This is a genomic window from Mycolicibacterium llatzerense (genome assembly GCF_025331195.1).
GTDB lineage: Bacteria > Actinomycetota > Actinomycetes > Mycobacteriales > Mycobacteriaceae > Mycobacterium > Mycobacterium llatzerense.
This window is the reverse complement of the sequence record NZ_LXOV01000001.1, coordinates 26,741-45,566: the sequence shown is the minus strand read 5'-3', so window position 1 is coordinate 45,566 and position 18,826 is coordinate 26,741. Positions and strand designations below refer to the sequence as shown.

19 protein-coding genes are annotated in these 18,826 nt (G+C 63.1%); all 19 read right to left on the bottom strand.

The window, feature by feature from the left end; translation table 11 throughout:
* Positions 1 to 5 precede the first annotated feature (5 nt).
* Positions 6 to 128 carry a hypothetical protein gene (locus tag A7G45_RS00305; protein WP_260932134.1) on the bottom strand — a complete coding sequence of 41 codons (123 nt, stop codon included), beginning with the start codon at positions 126 to 128 and terminating at the stop codon, positions 6 to 8.
* Positions 128 to 1,549 carry a hypothetical protein gene (locus tag A7G45_RS00300; protein WP_260932132.1) on the bottom strand — a complete coding sequence of 474 codons (1,422 nt, stop codon included), beginning with the start codon at positions 1,547 to 1,549 and terminating at the stop codon, positions 128 to 130. The genes A7G45_RS00305 and A7G45_RS00300 overlap by 1 nt, the downstream gene beginning before the upstream one ends.
* Entirely contained in the window at positions 1,546 to 1,905 is a 360-nt protein-coding gene (locus A7G45_RS00295) for a hypothetical protein (RefSeq protein ID WP_260932128.1), read from the bottom strand. The genes A7G45_RS00300 and A7G45_RS00295 overlap by 4 nt, the downstream gene beginning before the upstream one ends.
* Positions 1,906 to 1,914: 9 nt before the next feature.
* Positions 1,915 to 3,486 carry a GDSL-type esterase/lipase family protein gene (locus tag A7G45_RS00290; RefSeq protein WP_260932126.1) on the bottom strand — a complete coding sequence of 524 codons (1,572 nt, stop codon included), beginning with the start codon at positions 3,484 to 3,486 and terminating at the stop codon, positions 1,915 to 1,917.
* Between the two features lie 10 nt (positions 3,487 to 3,496).
* Positions 3,497 to 4,642 (bottom strand): phage fiber-tail adaptor protein, encoded by a 1,146-nt coding sequence (locus tag A7G45_RS00285; RefSeq protein WP_260932123.1) that lies wholly within the window; start codon positions 4,640 to 4,642, stop codon positions 3,497 to 3,499.
* The gene (locus tag A7G45_RS00280; RefSeq protein WP_260932121.1) at positions 4,642 to 5,028 is read right to left on the bottom strand and encodes a phage tail fiber protein; all 387 of its coding nucleotides are present in this window, start codon (positions 5,026 to 5,028) and stop codon (positions 4,642 to 4,644) included. The genes A7G45_RS00285 and A7G45_RS00280 overlap by 1 nt, the downstream gene beginning before the upstream one ends.
* Positions 5,029 to 5,046: 18 nt before the next feature.
* Positions 5,047 to 6,768 carry a DUF7257 domain-containing protein gene (locus tag A7G45_RS00275; protein WP_260932118.1) on the bottom strand — a complete coding sequence of 574 codons (1,722 nt, stop codon included), beginning with the start codon at positions 6,766 to 6,768 and terminating at the stop codon, positions 5,047 to 5,049.
* On the bottom strand, positions 6,765 to 7,625 hold the full coding sequence (locus A7G45_RS00270; RefSeq protein ID WP_260932115.1) for a hypothetical protein: 861 nt from the start codon (positions 7,623 to 7,625) through the stop codon (positions 6,765 to 6,767). Before A7G45_RS00270 ends, A7G45_RS00275 begins: the two co-directional genes overlap by 4 nt.
* Positions 7,626 to 7,639: 14 nt before the next feature.
* A complete protein-coding gene (locus tag A7G45_RS00265; RefSeq protein WP_260932111.1) occupies positions 7,640 to 9,379 on the bottom strand; it encodes a Gp37-like protein in 1,740 nt (579 codons plus the stop codon).
* Positions 9,380 to 9,437: 58 nt separating this feature from the next.
* Complete coding sequence (locus tag A7G45_RS00260) at positions 9,438 to 11,162, bottom strand: DUF7257 domain-containing protein (protein WP_260932108.1); 1,725 nt, start codon at positions 11,160 to 11,162, stop codon at positions 9,438 to 9,440.
* Positions 11,159 to 14,662, bottom strand: coding sequence for a transglycosylase family protein (locus tag A7G45_RS32445; protein ID WP_308203966.1), 3,504 nt, complete (start codon positions 14,660 to 14,662; stop codon positions 11,159 to 11,161). Before A7G45_RS32445 ends, A7G45_RS00260 begins: the two co-directional genes overlap by 4 nt.
* Positions 14,663 to 14,800: 138 nt before the next feature.
* Positions 14,801 to 15,082 (bottom strand): hypothetical protein, encoded by a 282-nt coding sequence (locus A7G45_RS00250; protein ID WP_260932105.1) that lies wholly within the window; start codon positions 15,080 to 15,082, stop codon positions 14,801 to 14,803.
* 73 nt (positions 15,083 to 15,155) lie between these two features.
* Positions 15,156 to 15,686 carry a hypothetical protein gene (locus A7G45_RS00245; protein ID WP_260932104.1) on the bottom strand — a complete coding sequence of 177 codons (531 nt, stop codon included), beginning with the start codon at positions 15,684 to 15,686 and terminating at the stop codon, positions 15,156 to 15,158.
* Between the two features lie 107 nt (positions 15,687 to 15,793).
* Positions 15,794 to 16,870: a hypothetical protein gene (locus tag A7G45_RS00240; RefSeq protein WP_260932101.1), complete on the bottom strand. Its 1,077-nt coding sequence runs from the start codon at positions 16,868 to 16,870 to the stop codon at positions 15,794 to 15,796.
* A 98-nt stretch (positions 16,871 to 16,968) separates the two neighbouring features.
* The gene (locus A7G45_RS00235; protein WP_260932098.1) at positions 16,969 to 17,394 is read right to left on the bottom strand and encodes a hypothetical protein; all 426 of its coding nucleotides are present in this window, start codon (positions 17,392 to 17,394) and stop codon (positions 16,969 to 16,971) included.
* Complete coding sequence (locus A7G45_RS00230; RefSeq protein ID WP_260932095.1) at positions 17,391 to 17,765, bottom strand: HK97 gp10 family phage protein; 375 nt, start codon at positions 17,763 to 17,765, stop codon at positions 17,391 to 17,393. The genes A7G45_RS00235 and A7G45_RS00230 overlap by 4 nt, the downstream gene beginning before the upstream one ends.
* On the bottom strand, positions 17,765 to 18,094 hold the full coding sequence (locus A7G45_RS00225) for a hypothetical protein (protein ID WP_260932093.1): 330 nt from the start codon (positions 18,092 to 18,094) through the stop codon (positions 17,765 to 17,767). The genes A7G45_RS00230 and A7G45_RS00225 overlap by 1 nt, the downstream gene beginning before the upstream one ends.
* A 1-nt stretch (position 18,095) precedes the next feature.
* Positions 18,096 to 18,515 (bottom strand): hypothetical protein, encoded by a 420-nt coding sequence (locus A7G45_RS00220; RefSeq protein ID WP_260932092.1) that lies wholly within the window; start codon positions 18,513 to 18,515, stop codon positions 18,096 to 18,098.
* Positions 18,512 to 18,826, bottom strand: coding sequence for a hypothetical protein (locus tag A7G45_RS00215; protein WP_260932090.1), 315 nt, complete (start codon positions 18,824 to 18,826; stop codon positions 18,512 to 18,514). Before A7G45_RS00215 ends, A7G45_RS00220 begins: the two co-directional genes overlap by 4 nt.

Below are 18,826 nucleotides of genomic sequence, written 5' to 3'. Positions count from 1 at the left end.
CTACGTCACCAGGACAACAACGGGTCTTTGTTCGGGTCGGCACCGAAGATCATCCACACGTAGAAGGCGGCCGAGAAGATTCCCCGGCCCGCAACGATTCCCACCAATACAGCGCCGACCTTGTTCATCACGCGACCAACAACGGCAGTAGAGCGTCGTGGTACGCCTGATGCCCCGCGTCACTCGGGTGGATGTTGTCGGTGCCCGCAGAGCCGGCAGTCGTCGCAGCGCCGTTGCCCCAGCGCCCCAACGTATTCCAGTAACCCCACGAGTTTCTGCCCAGTGGCCACATATCCACCAGTGCCGCGCCATACGACTCAGCCAAGGCGCGAGCCCGTTGGGTGATCGTCGCCCAGTTCTGCAGCCCATCGAAATTGCCGATATGAGGCAGAAGGATCAACAGCTCAGCGTTGGCGTTGGTGTTTCGCAGATCACTGAAGTTGCGGGCAGCTGACATCAGCCACGAGTCGGGATTGATCAGCGGGACCTTGATGCTGGCGCCACTCGAATGACCAGCTGTGAGTGCGTATTTCAGTGTGGCGGTCGTGCCATTGGAGGCGATGACGTACACCATTTCGCTGTCGATCTGGTACTGCCCAGGAGCGAGATACGCCGATGTGGTCAGCGTTGTTGCGGTGGCTACTGCGTTGGCGCCGAGCGTGATGCCCGTGGCTGTGGTGTAGCCGGTGCTGTTGACGTCGTTGGCGCCCAGTGCGTAGATCAGCAGGTCGCACGGGTTCATTGATCCGCCCGACCAGGTGCCAGGGTTGATGGGGTCGGCGGTGTTGATGGCGTAGCGGTCCGACGGTGCGCCCGACGATGCGTAGTTGTTGACCAGCACGCCGGACGCGTTGCTGCCCTCGATGCCGAAGAATGCGAGGTTTGCCGAACCTGAGCCGTGGGTGATAACGACGGTGTGGCTGCCGGCCGACAGTCCCGTGATCGTCTTGACGGCGACCTCATTGAAGGCGTTGGTACTGGTATCGGTCACCGATACAGCCGAACCGCCGTCGATCGCGTACGTCCACGGCGCCGAGGTGCCGTTGTTCACGCGGGTATAGATTTTCAGCGTGGTGCCGCGGAATGTCGCGGTGAGCGTGTCCCCTGCGGTTGTCGATCCCACACGGATAGCGCCCGGGCCTTGGTCGGTACCAGAGGTCAGTGCGCCGCCTGTTTGGGTGATGATGTTCCCCGCCGCGGTCCAGGCTGTCATCGCTTGCGACGGTGCAACTGTGCCCGCGAAAGTCGTGGTTCGGTGAGCTCCCTTGAAGCCGGACCCGCCGTCGCCGTACAACGCCTGCAGCGACGTCGCCAACAGCCCCGCGTACGACTTGGTGTCCAGGTTCGACACGAACGCGCCGAACGAGATCGAGTCGCCCTTGATCGCGATCTTCGCTAGTCCGGTGCCCGCCTTGGCCGCAGCGAGTTTCGCGCGCCAGTTGATACCCCAGTCACCCGGAACGTAGATACCAGTCTGGCCGCTTCCTGCGCGGCCTCGGCTGACGTCGGCGAGGGTGGTGCCCGTGTTGAGTCGCGTGCGTCGCGTCACGAGAACACAACCCCCGACATCACGAACGAGACAGCGGACGCGGTACCGGCAAGCGCGGAGATGAAGTCACCCGGCCCGAGGAACTGGCCCGACAGCTCGGACACCACGGTGGAATCACCAGCACCGAGTGAGTACGCCGACAGCACTCGATTCGCGGAACCCGCAGTGCCGCCGGACTTCACCAGCGACAGGGACACCGTGACTGGCGACCCTGTCGTGTTCGTGAGGACGGCTGACGCGATCTTGACGGCCGACGATGCCGGCCCTGTGTACTGGGTTGTCTCCGATGAGGCGACCTGCTGTGACACGAGCACCTGCGGCAGCGCGCTTGTCGAGGCCATCAAGTTCTGGGGCATGACTCTCCTTTATCCGAGGGCGATCGAGAACGCGATTGCGCGGCCGGTCGATGCATCCGCTGTGGCCTTCACTGTCGCCAGCCCGTCAGCGGCGCGGGCTACGGACTGCACACCCTCCAAGGTGACTGCCGCCCAGTCGGATTGGCCGACCGCGTTCAGGTGGATATCGTCGGGGCCCATGATCTGCGCCGCGACCATCTGCGCGTGCGTACCGAGCCGCAGCGACATGTCGAGCAGCGGAAGGTCCAGCGTGACCGCCAGTGTCCGCATCGCCGTCACATAGTTCGCGTGCGCCGCACCATTATCACCGTTGTCCGGCTCGATCACCAACACACAGTCCGCCGACGACCAGCGATTACGCAGGGCAGTGATGTCCGCGACGATCTGCGACGGCGTACGCCCCATGCCAATATCGTTGGCGCCGAGCGCGATCCACAACACATCAGCGTCCGAGCTGTAGTCCTCGGCCACTGCGCGACCAGTCAAGTCACCGGCGTCGTGCTCCTGGTTGTACGCCGCGATGCCGTACTTGACGGCGAGGTTGTCGAAGCTGATACCCGACGCCTGACGCACCCGGAAGCCCAGCAGCAGAACAGAATCCGAACTACCCGAAGCCGCAGTTATCACGACGGTATGCGTGCCGTTGGCGAGGCCACTGGTGGTGTCCACCGCACGATGCCACCCGCCCGACGGCGTCACCGTGTGCGCCACACCGTCGATCGCGACAGTGAAAGCCGGACCACCAGCGGACAGGTAGTAAACATCGACGATCGTGCCAGCCACGTCGCTGGTGAATGTGACAGTGCCGCCACCGGTCGGCGACCCATACCCGATGTCGTAGTGATTCCAGCCGCCCACCTGGGAAATACGCGGGTCGCTGGTCGTCGCGATCGGCACCGGAGCCCCAGTGAAATCGCTCATCGCGACGCGGCCCGTGCCCCCGTTCGGCACACCCGAAGCGACCAGGGCGCGCCACAACTTGCGCCACCACGAATTCGGGAAGTCGAACCCAGTGCCATCGAACATCGAACTGAGGGAATCGCCCAAGACGGCGTGTGTGCTGTAGCCGGTCCCCAACTTCGCCTTCGCCAGCGACGCCCGCAGCTTCGTGGTGTTCGACAGCGTCCAATTGCTGAGCACCGTCGGCGCATCCAGCCCGATGGACGCGCGGGCGGCTGCCTGCGTGGCCCCCTGCGCAATGACGGCTGGCTTGCCACTCAGGGCGCCCCAGTCCGCTACCGGCGGGTTGTCTTCCAGATATCCGCTGACGGCCGCCGCCAGCGCCTCAGCCTCAGTATTTGGCGGGAATGCGACCGCGGCGGCGATGATGTCCCACAGGTCCGCGTCCGTATCCGGCACCGTGACCGTGTACCGCTGCCCGTCCGGATTCCCAATGACACACACACCGGGTTCGAGCTCGGCCGTGAACACACCGGCCACGACCCGCACCCGCTGCTCACGCATCGTCACCACCGCACCCGCCGACCCCTCCCGATACACCGGCGAGAAGATCATCCAGTCGCGCGAATCCTTGCGGCCCGTCTCATCGACCACCACACCGGACACCGTTACAAGCGCCACACCAAACCCCTTATCCTTGCGATCCGGCAATCCAGAATGTGCGATCGAACCGGCGGCCCTTGGCAGTCGAGCAGCGGACACGCACGGAGCGAGTCACGTTCACGGTGCTGCCCGTGATCCACACCTGAGTGAGCACGCCCGCATCATCGAGAGCAGGCTGCGAGATCATGCGCAACGATCCAGACGTCGTGCACTCGACGTGGATGATCTTGTCGTCATCGGCGAGATGGTTCGACCAGTCCAGCGTGTAATCGCTTGTGTCGTCAGGGTCTTTCACGTAGACCGGCATCGGCACACCATCGAGTGAGCGGATGAAGTTACCCGCCAACACCTGATCGTTCGCGGCACCGACCGGCGGCACCACGTACATGCGGTCAGGATGCGGCTCAGCGAACCGGTACACCGACGCCCCGAACGAACCCTTACCCGCCTTGTGAGTCCCCTTCGCGCCGAACACAACCGGCGCGGGATCGATGTTCAGGCCGAGCGTCGCCCACAACCCGGTTGACGGGGACTGCGTCACCGTCGAGTTCACCGACGCTGCGCCACGACATTCACCGAGGATCATCTGCCCGTTACCCGAGGGCGAGTTCGGCGTACCGGCAGAGTTCGCCGCCGCCACCTTGGTCCCGTTGTAGGCGGTGATCTTCTTGCCACGACCAACGAGATGACCTGCGATGACACGGGACGCCGGCAGGATCGACGGCACAGTCACCGTGTGTGACGTGACATTCGAGGATCCGACAGCGCTCACTACGGCGGCCTGAATGTTCACCAGGTCCAACTGCTGAGCCTGCGACCACACACCCACTTCGAGGAACCGCGCCTTCGCCCACGTACTGGTACCGATCCCCGTGTGCGACACCTGAACCGTGCCACTCACCGGGTTTTCAACGATCCAGCCCATCAGCATGTTCATGCTCGACCCGAACAACAGCGGAGACGCCAGCAAGTCCACCGGAGTGCCGCCAGTCCACGTGCAGGTGACCGGGTCGCCCGTGAGGGACACGTCGGAAGTGAAGCCGTACAGCGCGATCCCGTAGACATATGGCCCCGCAGTGGGATTCACGTTCACGGCACGGTCGATGGTGTGCGAGGTGAGATTTCCCGCAAGCAGCGCCGAGGTCTGCGCCGTCGCGATCCGCGTCACCGGCATCAGGCAACCCAATCGGTGACGGTCCACTGAATCTTGTCGGACAGGATGAGCAGGTCACCCTCAACGACCGGGATCGGCTGGTTCGCGATCATGTTGATTGCCCAGTTCCCGGACGTCGGCGCATCCCACAGGCTGATGTGCGTGACAGTCACGTCGGCGACGTCGATTGGCACTTCCATCGGCGCGCCAGTGGTCCGCCAATGCCCGTCAGTGTCCCGCTCGAACAATGCCGGTTGCCGGTCCAGGGCAATGACATTCGCCGTACCACCGCTACCAGGATCGCCGGAGTGGAACTGCACGTACGGCTGGCTGATCACAAACGGGGTGCCCAAGAACACCGCATCCCACAGCGAGTTGACAAGCCACTTCGAAGGTCCAGCAGGCATGGTTGAAACCCCTTCTTGTTAGGTCAGATCGCCAGCGCGGAATGCGTCGATGGACGCCGGTCGCCATACGCCAAAGTTGTAGGAAGCGCAGTGCGCCGAGAACGCCACCCGGCGCCATGCCACCCCGCGTGGCGAGATGTTTCCGGTGTCGGCCCACACCGCCCCTGGGATCGCGTCACCGTTGCGGTAGCAGATGTACGTCGTGTAGCCGGCGGTGTCGTCGTGCACGGCCTCGATACGGAACACGTCGCTGATGTCGGCCTTGAACGAGCTCGAGCTCGTCGCCCGCGTGGTGCCCACATTCAGGAGATCAGCGACAGTCTGGATGGTGACCACCGCGTCGGCAGTCCCGTCCTGTTGCACGAACATCCCGACCGCCTCGGTGCCCGAAATGTTCGACCGCACATACACCCGATCCGCATAGCCGCTGTCGGCGTTGGTCCATTCGGATCCGATCACGATCTCCGCGTAAATGTTGTCGGTGTCGCAGCGCTGCAACACCAAAGAGGCCTTGCGGTAGCTGCTCGCCCCCAGGGTGCTTGTGCCGGATACGCGCAGCTTGCCGTCTTGGATCGCCCACACCGCGCTCGCGTTGTTCTGGAAGTTCGCGCACGCGGGCGAGCTCCAGTTGCCGTTGTTGGCATAGGCATTGAAGTCAACGACGATTGTGACCGGCTGCACCGTGTCAGCCAATGCCACGCCGAGCGACACCCAAATCCTTTGCGTAGCAGTGTGCGTCATGCTCGCGTCGGTCACCGACGACGGCAACGACGACTGCCCTGACACCAACTCGGTGGCGGCCTGCGGATAGATCACCGGGTCGGGAACGATCTCCGAACGCGGAATGCCCGCGACGGTGAAGCTGGCCCCGATGGGGAGCAACCCGATTTGGAAGAGTTCACCGGCCTCGGCAGTAATGTCCGCCGTCATCTCCAGCGAACACTCATACAGCTTCGCCCCGGTGTCCACCTCGTCGGATACGTCACCGAAGTCGTACACCAGAGTTGTTGTCCCAGTGGTGGGATCGAGCTTGTACAGCCCGCACAACAGCGCGCCACCGGGGGTGTCACCGCCGGCAATGAATCGCACCGTGTTCCGTACGACGCCCGTGCTGTCGGCGACGTCGGTACCCACCCGGACCGCGCCAAGTGCGAGCGTTCCAGCTGGGATCGTGTACAGCGGCCGTGTCGGGGTGCCGGCCACCACCGTAAGCGTGCCGACGTCGTGGGTGTGCGCGGCGGTGCCAGCGCCACCTGACGCCGTGCTTCCAGTGAGTGTGTATGTGGGCACAGCCTGCAGCTGGGATCGCGGAAAGCTCACGTCCTCAAATGGATTCGGCGACACCCAGAATGGCGCGTTCTTGGGCGCGGCCGACAAGTCACCGATCGTGATCAGCCCGAACTGGACCTGCCGCGCTTCCCCGAGGATGACCTGAACGTCGTCGGCTGATCCCACCGCGTCGGGGATGCCGCGCCAGCCACGGACGATGCCGTTGAGGACGCCCTGGATGTTTCCGACGGTGTTGCTGGCCCATTCGGTGACCGCTCCCCAGCCGTCGAAGTCGTCGCCGGTATCCACAGCGCCGACAGCCACCGCGACATCCGCGCCCGTACGCTGCTGCTGGAACTCCTGCCACACCTGCACCTGGTCCATGCCAGGACGCGTGTTGCCGACATTCGATTTCCCGGGTGGCCGCTTGATCGCGGCGAAAGTGTCAGCCCAGTCAGGACCATCGGTCATGCGGGCACCGTCATGCAGCCGAACAGGCCAGTACCGGCCACTGACGAGTACGACGACGACCCGGCCTGCTTCTCGGTCCGGAAGTACACGTTGGCAGGGTTATTCGCGAGAATCTTCGTCGCGCTCGACGTGGTACCAGCCGGCGGATAGCCGATCAGGGACAGCTTGTCCTTCGCGCCCGCGATACCGAACGAGCGGCCGACGATCTTCGTGCCGGTCTCATCGTCCAGGTGCGCGACCAGGTCGACGCGGAGGTTCGTGCCGGACGATGCGACGACCTGCACCTCACCAGTTGGGATGACGTAGCGATCCCACGGCACAGCGGCGATGGGGACTGTCGTCATCGTGAACCCCGCAGTCGTTCCACCCGGCACGTCCGTCACCGATGCGGGCCAGTGCATCGTGGGAACCCGCTGCGGCACAAGCTCAAACTCCGTGAGGCCAGCAGCGACGGCGGGAATCCAACCGAGCTGCGGATCCTCGGAAATAGCACCCGGGTTGAACACCACCGTGCCGGCCTCACCCGTCGCCCCGCGATGCAGCACCACGTCCAGGCTGTACACCGGGCCAGACACGTCGGTTGCTTCGGCCAGCAGATTCAGCGACACCGACGCTGGGGTGACGTCGTCGGCATCGAGCTCGACGAAGCTGCCCATCTCGATCGATGGCGAGAAACCCTGATCACCCTTCGCGAGAAGCGTTCCCAGCGACGCCACACCACCGAGCGGGGCCGCGATAGCCAGGAACATCCCCGACGCCTGGCCATCGTCATCGAGCCGGAAACCCAACTCGGCGAGATTGCAGAACAGCCACCGCACACCATCGCGGTATTCGGTGCGCCACAGAATCTCAGCCACGAAACCTCCTCGGATTAACCACTATTGGGCGCGAGCGAGGCCACGTTGATCGCGGCCATGGTCTCGCTGATGTTCCTGCGAATCTGGGCAATTGGGTGCTCTAGCGGCTTCCCGTCACCCATCTGCACCGTCAACTCACGCGTGTTGCGGTTGACTTTGCCGCTGACCAACTCGATGTAGTCGGTGTAGAGCTTCGTCCGGGACGCGTAGACCAGGATGAACAGCGCGCCCGGGAAGATGTCGCGACCGAGCTTGTATGGGCCGTTCTGACCACGGAACGTCGCGATCGCAGTCGTGTAACCCCTGCTGTTCCAAAGCACTTGGATGAACTGGAACAGGGCCTCGACGTTGTACGGGGCACTGTTGGTGGAGGTGAACACCTCGATCGCCGGGTGGTACGGGCCGACACTGTTGCGCCGCGTGTAGTGCTCGATCAACTGGAACGCAAGGAAGCTGTCGTTCATGAAGCCGTCGAGCAGATTTGACGGCACGCCCGTAAACCCGATCACTATCATGGCTACGTCAATCACGTAGGCGAAGAACGCATTTATCAAGTCGTTCAACCACTTTGGTGATTTTCCGCCGATAATGTGTTGCCACCCAAGGGGTGTGTTGTGCGCGATCTCGCACGACACCAACGGCGACTTCTCCCGAACGACGTCACCATCCTCGGTGATCACGTAGTCCGGGGTGACGATCATCGCGTACGGCATCGCGAACTCGATGCCCAGCCGAGGCGCGATATACAGACCCTCAGGCGCGTACTTGCCATCCGGATTCAGCAGCGGCGCCAGGGTATTGCCCAACAGTGAACCCTGCACGTCAACGACCAGCCGCAGCGCCGAATCCAGAACGCTCTTGGTGGGCCCCTCGATCTGCGTGCGGTCCTTGACGACCATCACATAGGTCGGGACCTCGAGGTTCGCCCACTTGTCCGGCTGCGGCATTCCCGGCCGCCACAGATACACCCGAACATCCACGCCGTAGGCCGCGGTGATCTCAGTGATGATCTGACCAACCGTCTGCATCCGGACGGTCTTCACGTAGATCTGCGAACTGTCACGCAGCAGACCCGTACGGACAACGTAGAGAGGCGTTTTCAGGATCGTCGACGGCTTGCCGTCACGCTTGATCGCCTGTAGCACGGTGCCGAAGTAGGACCGCACATCCGGATTCAGCGAGAGCGCGTTGTTGACGAACTCCCACATGCCCGACTGGATACGCAGCGACTGTTCCGCCGCCATCGACTCGATCGCCGTGCAAATCGGCGCCGCGTAGATCGCGTGCGAAAAGGGCTGCGATTGGATCGGCAGGTACCACGACGGCCAGATGACCAGGTAGTTCAAAATGTCGTAGATGCCGACGAGCTCCAGGACATGCGTCCAAACACCGTCCGGGCCCAGCTTCTCCCGATGCCGCTTGACGTAGAACGCCTCCGAGATACCCGCAGTCTCAATGGTGATTCCGACCATCGTCTGCGTACATGTGCGGAACAGCGGGACGAGATGGTGATCGGCCTTGATCGTCAAGGTTGCCTGTGGGGCAAGGTTTCTCGGGATCGTGTACGTCAACTCAATGAAGTCGCCGATGCGATCGACCTCACGCCACAGGTAGTCGCACGCGGTGATGATGTGGTCGGTGTCGTCCGTCGAGAACGACTCGGACAGAACCTCAGCCGCTTCGGCTTCACGCCACTTATCACCCGAATCCAGGTCCCGCTTCCACCGCTCGATCTCGCCGTCGGTGAGCTTCATCGCGGGCAGCCTGAACTAGCCGCTCCAGTGAACTGGGCGGCGAAACCATGGGCCATGGCTAGAAGGGCATCTTCCGCAGCGGTGTGCCGGCGGCGATGATCCGAGAGTCAGGGTTACCACCGGTGATCTTGCACGCCACGCGGTACTCCTTCGCCTTGCCACCCGGAGACTTCGCAGGGATCGGATGCGTGAACCAGCCGTCGATGATCCGATGCAGATTCCCTTGCGGCGGAACAACTCCGAACTCGCTGGCATTCGCCTGCCGCGTCGGACCGATGTTCTTGATCGGCGCGTACGAATCCAGCTCGGCCAGCGCCTTCTTGTACTCGAGCAGCTCGGCGGCGGTCGGCGGGATCGACGTCAGGTCGATGATGCGGCGCTTCGTGCCGTCGGTGCGGATCTGCACCACCTGGTTCGGCAGCAGCGGCCCGATCTTCACCACCTGCTTAGCACCCGGCCCGGACGCGATCTCGAACGTGCCCGGACCGTACAGGGTGTAGCGGTCCGGCATGTCCTGATCGCCGACGTTGATGCGAGTGAGGTACCCCGTGGGTGCCGCTGATGTCAGGTCGCCGGCCGACACTTCCCGCAGCGACGCCGGCGTGCCCTGCGTGACGAGCGCACCCGCAGCCTGCCCACCCGTACCAACACCACGGAACGACGCACCCAACGACGACACCCCGCCCTTGTCCTTCGCGGTGAAAATCGTTGCCCCACCACGACGAACACGTAAGATACGCGGGTTGAAGTTGCCGTCCTTGTCCAGGCCGCCGCACTCCAACCGGTACCGCTCCCCCGGGGTCGGCGGCAACGGAATCGACGCGAATCCCTGCGCGATGATCGTCTTGTGGAAGTTGTTGTACGCCGCGACCTCAATCCAAGGGCCGGTGATCCGGGCGCGGACACCGTAACCGTTCCACTGGCCCGTCGCGGTGCGTCCCTTGCGGCCCCAGATATCGTTCGACGCGCCCCACTCCTGCAGGGAGTCGAACACGATGCTGATGACCTGGTTGTCGGTGGCCGTCTGGAAATCGCGGTACGGGCCGGCGACGAACGAGCGGGGCTCGGTGAACAGCATCCGAGTCGGATCGTCCCGCCACCGCATCGCACCCCGCAGGGTGTACGGGTAGCCGCCGCCCGGGCCGGTGAAGTACAGCGGCCAGTTGGGGCCACAGTTCTTGTCCTCGACGTAATCCGTGTCGAAGGTGTCTTTCATCGCGTCGTACGGCAGCCGGAACTCGTCGACGTGGTCGAAGGTCCGCCAGAAACCACCATCGACCCGAAGATGCAGGTCATACCTCTCCGCGCGACGCTTGTTGCCAATGCCGTAGCCAGCCACCGACGGGCGCGCATGCCGCACATCGCCCCACCAGTAGCCCAAATCCTGTGTCCACCACGACAACCGGGACAGCTTCGTCTTATCGACAGATCCCACCAACGCCTGCCGGACCTGCGCCACATGCGCCCCGTCACGCCCCACCAAGATCAACGGCAGGGTGGTTTCCATCGCCTCATTCACCGCGAACAGGAACGTCACGCCATCTTCGTTCGCGCCCTGCTGATCAACCAGCTTCCACGCCCCGGCAACACCTTTCGGTGCATCGGCAAGCAGAACACACTCCGGTGATGCATATCTGTCAGCGATCGACCCGCCGCCCATCAGCTCGATAATCACCGAGCGGTCGAACGACGTCAGCCGGACCCGCGGAATATTCCCGTTGAGGTAGTAGTACGCCCCGTGCGGCGTCACCGGATTCGCGGGAATCCTCAACGGCGCGGTCACTGGCTGCCCGCCGGTGACCATATGCGGCCCTGTTCCGCGGCGATCTGCTCACCATGCTCCTGACCGGACGCACCCTCACGCGCGGTCACGTTGATGTTCGTGTCGCCGTAGGTGTTGCCGCCGCCCTGCTGCTGACCGCCGGCGGGTTGTTCCGGTGCTTTCTTGGCTGCCAAGTTCGGCAGCGCGGGTGCGGCACCAGCGATACCACCGGCCAACTTCCCCAGCCACCCAGCACCGATGCTGCCCTTGGGGTTGTCTCCAACGGAGAAGAACTCGCCGACGCCGTTGGCGAGGATGCCCGCGTTCTGAGCGGCGTATCCGATGGTGCGGTTGGCGACCTGAATACCGATCTTCGCCGCCGCACTAGTACCAGGCGCCAACATGTCCAGGCCGGATGTAGCAGCCATGATGCCGTCCATCGCCATACCGCCGAGGATGTTGCCCGAGTTGCCACCCTGCGACGGGTACACGTTGCCGAGACCGACACCAGGGAGCCCTTGCGGCGGACCCATTCCCGGCATCATCCCGCCGCCACCAGGTCCCATGCTTGCGGGGATGCCTACACCAGGCTGGAACCACTCAGGGTGCGCCGCCGACGTCGCGGGCCACGCACCAGGACCCTGCCCAGCCAAGATGTTGTTACCGACCGCCATCTGCTGCTCCGGCGACGCGAGGTCAGCGCGCGGTGCATACTGCGGTCCACCGAACGCATTCCATGTCGACGGCATGATCTGCAGGCCGCCATAGAACCCGTTGCCCGTGTTCGCCTGCCAGTTTCCACTAGCCTCCGCGCCTGCGATGTTGTTCCACTGCTGCGTAGACAGACCACCGCCGAGCGCACTTGCGGCCGAGTTGGCCGCGCTTGCAAGGCTATTCAGCGATCCGGTCGCCTGATCCGCGCCCTGCGGCAATCCTTGTTCGCCAATCGAATACGCCTGGCGGGTGTGCACATGCTTCTGATGCCCAGATAGCTGGTCAGCGAAGTACCCCGGGCGCGCCTGTCCAGCAACAGCTTCCTTCGCCTGTCCGGTCAGCGGGTTCTGATAGATGACCTGCTCGGCATTCGGCTGGCTCGCCATGTAGGTGGCGAAACGCTGCATCGCTTCCGGCGAACCAGACCAGTCGATCCCCCGGTTCTGGTGCATCGGATTCGGCGCGTAGCCAGGCTCGTTGCGATCCGACTCCTGATGACCGGCATAGGTGGATGCCTTGACGCCGAACGCTTGCTCGAGGTTGTGCACCCACTGCGGAAACGCCGGTCCGCTGGAGCCATAACCACCGGTATCCGTTCCGGCCGGCAGTCCGTACGGTTGCCCGCCGCGCGTCCCCGGCAATCCCACAAAAGAGTTCCCACCGCCCCGCTGAGACGCCTGCATCATGGCAATAGCACCCGGGGTGTACTGGGAACCGAACGCGCCGTTGGCGGCAGCGATCCCAACCAGACCGGAACCCTCGTTCGGGTTCGCCTTCGCCACAAAACCCAACGCCTGCAAGAACGGTGCCGCCAGAGCGTTGCCGAGCGCCTTGACCGCGTTCTCGATGATCCCGCCCAGCCCCTTGGAGATACCGAAGTCCTTATCGAGCTCGACGCCGAGCTGCTGCAACTCACCACTCGCGGTCTGCATACCCTTGAGCGACTTCTGAACCGCCTGCTGCTTGGCCTCCGTCAGCCGCAGCTCAGACTCATGCTCCTCGCGTTCAGCCCGCGCCAACTCGTTGCGCTTCGCGGTGATCGCATCCTCATCGCGAACATTCGCCTTCTCGAGGGTGTTCAGATCGCTCTTGGCCTGCGCAACCTTCTGCTGGTTATCCAGCACCGAACCAGCCGCGCCATAGAGCGACGCCGTAGCCGGGAAGCCCTGAAGCAGTGACATCGGATCCTGGCCGGCCGCAGCCACCGTCGGCAACGGCTGCTTCTTCGACCCACCAGCTTTGGCCTGGTCGGGCAAGAACATCTGGTTAACCGCACCGGGCCCAGGTGTCATACCCACGGTATTGCCCAAGCCGCCAGGACCAGAAGGGACTGTGCCGGCATCCATGTCCCGCACGGCACGTCCGGAAGTAGTCCCCGGCATCCCGAACTGCGTATCTGGGAACGGCACGGTGATCTGCTTCGGGCCGAAGTCTGGAATCTCGGGAATCTTGAACAGCGGATTCAACCGGTTGTTCAGTTTGATGATCTCGCGCATGGGTGTCAGCGCGGCACTGATCGCTTTCTCGATCATCCCGAACGACATTGCGGCGACATTGGCCTGCATCTTCCAGCCGCGACTGAGATCACCAAAGATGTCGGCGATGCCGCCCAAGACCTTGATCAGCACGCGGGTGGCACCGACGACGACGTCCATGCCGTCTTTGCCGTTCGCCTTGAAGTCGCTGAACATGTTCTTGAGGTCCGGCAGTAGCGTCCCTAATTGCTTGAGCGCGTCGACTCCATCGGTAATCCACTGCTTCAGCTCGCCAGTCTTCGATGTATCCGACACGAAGTTCGAAAACGCCGTCGCCGCATTAGCAATCGCCGTCGCAAACCCCGGCAAGAACCCCGACGACACGTTCACCAGGTCGCCGATCGCCTTCGTCACCGGACCGATCGCCGGCACCAGGTTCTGGAACGCCTGCCCGATGTTCGTCATGGTCGACTGGATCGCGCCCTGGGTTTCTGGCGTCATCAGCTGATTCGCGACACCAGAGAACATCTGGTTGAACGAACCGGCGATACTCGTGGTCATCTGCTGAACCGCCGGCAAATACGTGTTGGAGAGTTGCGTAAGCTGCTGCCCCACACCCGCAAACAATGAATCCGACGTCGCGAACCGCAGACCATCAAACGACGGCAACAATTGCTGGATCGCAGACGCCGCCTGGGCGGCGTTCGGCGACAGCTGCTTCAAGTCCTCGTTGAACTTCTTCGAGTCCCTGATGTCGCCCAGGGCATCCGAGAATCCCTGCGTTGCGAGAGTGAGCGTCCCGACTGCCGCCGCACCCGCAACACCCAAACCGGGCAACGTACCCAGCACGCCAGACAGTTCAGCGATAGCACCACCGAGGGCGCCGATAGCCACCGTTCCCACGGTCGCCGCACCAACAATCGCCGCGCCAACAGCCGCGATGCCTGCCGGGTTGAACGACGACGCAATCGACGACCCCGCACCGGTCGCCGCCGTGGATAGGTTCGCCATGTTCCGTTCAGCGGCCGAGGTGGCGGTAGACAGAGAGTCGAGACTGAACGCTGCTGCGCGACTTTCATTCTCATGTTCACGCAGTGCGTTCACCGCTTCGCGGGTCGCCCGCGCCTCAGCACGCCTAGCCTTCTCGAATCGTTCGGCGGCGGCGATCTTCTGCGCATTGGTGGCATTAGCCTTGGCGTTGACCTCTTCTAGCCGCGCCTCTTCCCTACGAAGGTTTCCTGCGGCATCGGCCGCTTTGTCGTACGCCCGCTCGAGCAGGGCAGCCTGAGCGCGCGACTTATCGGTATCAACCTTGCCGAGGCCCTGGTTCACCTGGCGCGAGAACTCGTCCCCCGCCCGCCGACCAGCAGTTGAGAAGTAGTCCTCAGCCTGACGAGTGGTACGGCGCGCCTGCGTATCATCGAGATGGGATCCAATCGGAAGGCTGATACCCAACGCTCACACCACCTTTCACCACTCGTCTTCGTCGGCCAGGCTCAGCGCGTACTCCAGCGCATCGTCTTTTTCCGCCTGCTCTTGGAACGCTTCCCACCGCTGCTTCGGCGACAGGAACGTCTGAGCCGTGTCCTTGCCGTACTTCCACGCGTGATACAGCGCTTGGTCCTCTTGAATCTTCGCGAGGACTTGCATCAACTCCGACCAGTCACCCTCGCGACCCTGCAATGCCATCTTGAAAGCGCCGTCATCGGGCAAATACTCCAGCCGCACCAACAGTTCTCGGCTGGTGACCATCAGCCGCCCATGCTCGTCCCTCGTCCCTCTGTGCCAGTCCCGCAGAATCGTGCGGTCAGCCCAGAGGTCGGACTCAATCTGTTTCGGCCACCGCTTTAGAAACCACAGGGCCGCCAGCACTTTTCGAGTCGTCGCGGGTACGCTTCCGCATCTCCTCGGCCCGCATATCCAGCGCCATCGCCAGCGCGTTCGACGTGCAGCCGGCTTTCTTGAACTCCTCATACCGCTCGGGAGTGCCCAGCAGAATCTTGGCCATCTGAATGTTGAACGACGGCGTCATCCGCACGCCGTCCTTCTGATACGGGTCTACGAATCGACCAGTCACAGTGTGCGCCTGCATGGTTGTGGTCGTGCCGTCCTTCAGCGTGACGGTCGTCTCCGGTACGTCCTGGGTGACTCGGTCGCACTGGTTGAAGGTGTGGCGCAGCTCCTGGTAAGCCTCAGACGCATCGTCATCGAGCATGCCCGGATGGTCGACCTCGAAGAAGCCGCCGTCTTTGGTTGGCACCAGGACCGGCCGCAGGAACGAATCGAAATCCTTCGCCTGCTCACGTGCGGCATCGAGTGCTTCGGGGTCGATGGGCGTGGACTCGTTTTCGGGCATGCTGGATGAACCTCTCGTTGCTTGAGTTGCTGGAATTGGTTGCGCTGGAGATGAATCGGTGAGCCCGCTGGGTACGTGTCCAGCACACGCACCCAGCGGGAGCTTGGTTAGACCGGGGTGACAGTCAGATCGCCACCAGTCAGGCCAGTGCCGTCGCCCGTCAGCGCCTTCCCGGACGACGGAACCGTCACGGTCCACGTCGGAGCCGAACCAGTGACCGAGAAGTCGCTCGCCGTGTAGCCGTCATCAATCGCGACCAGAGCCGACTTCACCGCCGAACCAGCAGCATTGAACGCGATCGTCGACGACGGACCGACACCGCCATACGACAACGTAAACGTGCCAGCCGAAGCCGCACCCACACCCACCGTGTACTGAGTCGTCGGCGCCGTGTACACACCGATCTCCGACTTCCACTCGTACATGCCATTGATCGGCTGATACTGCGCCCCCTGTGCACCCACAATCACACCCATGAAGAACGGGTCATTCAGAGACTTGAACGTGAAATCGGCGGTCTCCGCGTCCTTCTTCGACATCTTCAGGTCGCCCACCTCAGTGCGGCGGCACAGCGAGTACCCCTTGACGGTGTACGCCTTCTTGCCGCCCGGACGGGAGAACTCGCGGACGATCAACACCTGACGGTCCACCAGGTCGGCACCAACCGGCTCACCCCAACCATCGAACGACGCCCCCGGCAACTGCACCAGGTTGTTGCCATTCGAATCAGTGAACGGCAGGTTGTCACGCAGCCGGCGCCACGCATCCTCCAGCGTCTCCACCGTCGACACCTTGAACGTCTTGTCCCGCTTCGTGATCACCGTGTCGTACGGATCGTCCTGCTGCTCAATCATCAGATCATCGGTGTCGGTCTTCGACATCGTCGTCGGACCGTCGCCCTCATGGAACGCACCGAACCGGATAAACCCCTCGTTCGGCGACGGGTTCAACTGCCACACGCCCGCGACCTTCTTGAACAACTGAAGGTCGTCGCGGATTTGGCCGTCAGTGGCGAGCGGCGACCATGCCTTCGTGCCGTTCGGGTTTTGGGGCGAAATGTTCGTCAACGCGCCACGGTTGTCGCGGACGAACATCGCCACAACCTTGCCACGCTCAAGCTTGCGCGAATCATTGTCGAGATACCCGGCGGCTGCCATTGTCTTGCCGGTTGCGGGGATCGCCATAGTGGTATTCCTTCCACAAAGTGGTTGCACCGGAATGCAATCCGGCATGGATAAAGGCGCTGGAAGAGTGCCGCCACGGTGGACGGCGCACCGTCAAATCAGGAGACGGTGACGTATGAGAAGCCCACTCGGTAGCGGGCGACGAACCGTTGAGTGTCGGTATCGCCGTAGTCCGCGTGGAGTGGTTTTTGTACAACGTCGACGTAGTCGGCGTTGGCGGTCTGCCCATCGGGCATGACGATGTTGATGGAAGGGTTGTTGGCCAGCAGCAACATTCGGCGGTGTGTTCGCTTAGCTTCGGCTTTCGCTTCGCCGAATGTGCGGTGCATCGTGTGCACCGACACCAGTGCTTCGGAGTTCATCCCGTCCACGTAGTCGGCGTCGACCAGCGGGTTGACCACCCGGTATGGGAACGACTTGTCGTCAACGGGGTGTTTGGACCAGGTGTTGCCGAGAGGGAGCAGCCAGGTGATCACGAAGTCGGCGACGTCGGGGGTGTCCTGGTCGTAGAGTTCGACGGTCATGACAGGTCCGCTTCGATGCCGGTTTCGTCGAGTGTGCCGCCGAAGTGTGCGGCTGTTTTGGCACCGGGCGCGAACTCCGGTGTCGGGGTGTTCGGACCGAAGCGGCTGCCGTCCTTGGTGTCTGGCCCGGTGCCGTACTCGATCATGTGCGCTTTCCAGTACCGCGTGCCCACGACGGCCTTGCCGTGACGCACCTTGAGCACCTTCACCGAGGCTGCGTACTCGCCCGTTCGGATGGGAGAGTTTGCGCGCCACACCTCGACGACTTCCTCGGCGAACTTGCGCAGTTCAACATCGACCTCGGCCGACTCGCGGATTGCCTTGGCGACTTCCTCATCCGATATCCCGTACTCGGAGAACGGGTTCGGCATCAGGGAAGCCTCTTGATGCTGTGCACCACCCAGCCGAAGTCGTCACCGGTGAATGGCTGGGGGTGGTCTCCTCGGCGTGCGCCCACGAGGACGTAGGTGGCGCCGTTGTAGACGAACGTGTCGCCTTCGCGACGGTCAAGGTTCCGCGGCGTGAATACGACGCCGGTTTGCGTGTATCCCGGTCCGTCGCCGAGGGTGACCGATCCGGTCTGGATCGATACCACCGCCGGCGTATCACCCAGCGCCGGTGTCGTGACGTCGCCGAACGCACTCTCAGTTGGCCGGCTGAACGGGACCTTCGTCGCGAAATCGGCGATCAGGACTGGCATGTCAGCACCCGACTCGCCACGGCCCGATCGGCACCGTCCCGAACTTCGAACGCTTCGTCCGCAACTGCACAGTGCGCAGCTCTGCTTCCGTGAACGAAATCGAGCCACGGGAGATGTCGCGGTAGTAGGACCGCGACACTGACATCGACTCCATCGCCTGTGACGTCTGCGACGCGCCGTCTGGATTGCGGTACAGCTCCAGCACTTTCGCGCACACCAGTGCCTTGACGCGCAGGAGCCGGTCCGGGTCGACCTGATCGGCCGGCACCGCCAAAGACGGCACCAGACCGATCAGGGTCGACTCGACATCCTCGATGAGCAGCTGCACACGTGGCAGCTTGTCGCCGGGGATGTCACCTTCGAAGCGCGCGGCGACGTCGTCCGGGTGAACGAACTTAGCCGGCGCAACGGGGTGGGTCATTCGACCGGCACACCTGCCTGATCGAGCAGATCGATCACGTCATCGCGACCTTCCGCACTGGACACGTCCACGCCCTTCTGCTCGGCATAGGCGCGCCACTTGTCCTCGCCAGACCCCTTGCCCGCCTTGGGCGGAGGCCCCACCGGATCAGCAGCCGGAACCTCCACATCGGCGGACTCGCCGTCGGCGAAGCAATGCGGACCCATGAGCTTGGCGGCCCAGTCCGGAACCACATCACCAGGCAGGAAAGAGCGCAGTGCGCCGCCATCATCAACGAGATGAACGGCGTACTGCCCTAGAACCTTCGACAC

What these genes read in the sequence shown, in the direction of transcription:
- A7G45_RS00305 (WP_260932134.1), bottom strand. Translation starts at nt 128, where the DNA reads ATGAACAAGGTCGGCGCTGTATTGGTGGGAATCGTTGCGGGCCGGGGA.
- A7G45_RS00295 (WP_260932128.1), bottom strand. Translation starts at nt 1,905, where the DNA reads ATGCCCCAGAACTTGATGGCCTCGACAAGCGCGCTGCCGCAGGTGCTC.
- A7G45_RS00285 (WP_260932123.1), bottom strand. Translation starts at nt 4,642, where the DNA reads ATGCCGGTGACGCGGATCGCGACGGCGCAGACCTCGGCGCTGCTTGCG.
- A7G45_RS00280 (WP_260932121.1), bottom strand. Translation starts at nt 5,028, where the DNA reads ATGCCTGCTGGACCTTCGAAGTGGCTTGTCAACTCGCTGTGGGATGCG.
- A7G45_RS00275 (WP_260932118.1), bottom strand. Translation starts at nt 6,768, where the DNA reads ATGACCGATGGTCCTGACTGGGCTGACACTTTCGCCGCGATCAAGCGG.
- A7G45_RS00265 (WP_260932111.1), bottom strand. Translation starts at nt 9,379, where the DNA reads ATGAAGCTCACCGACGGCGAGATCGAGCGGTGGAAGCGGGACCTGGAT.
- A7G45_RS00250 (WP_260932105.1), bottom strand. Translation starts at nt 15,082, where the DNA reads ATGGTCACCAGCCGAGAACTGTTGGTGCGGCTGGAGTATTTGCCCGAT.
- A7G45_RS00245 (WP_260932104.1), bottom strand. Translation starts at nt 15,686, where the DNA reads ATGCCCGAAAACGAGTCCACGCCCATCGACCCCGAAGCACTCGATGCC.
- A7G45_RS00240 (WP_260932101.1), bottom strand. Translation starts at nt 16,870, where the DNA reads ATGGCGATCCCCGCAACCGGCAAGACAATGGCAGCCGCCGGGTATCTC.
- A7G45_RS00235 (WP_260932098.1), bottom strand. Translation starts at nt 17,394, where the DNA reads ATGACCGTCGAACTCTACGACCAGGACACCCCCGACGTCGCCGACTTC.
- A7G45_RS00230 (WP_260932095.1), bottom strand. Translation starts at nt 17,765, where the DNA reads ATGCCGAACCCGTTCTCCGAGTACGGGATATCGGATGAGGAAGTCGCC.
- A7G45_RS00225 (WP_260932093.1), bottom strand. Translation starts at nt 18,094, where the DNA reads ATGCCAGTCCTGATCGCCGATTTCGCGACGAAGGTCCCGTTCAGCCGG.
- A7G45_RS00220 (WP_260932092.1), bottom strand. Translation starts at nt 18,515, where the DNA reads ATGACCCACCCCGTTGCGCCGGCTAAGTTCGTTCACCCGGACGACGTC.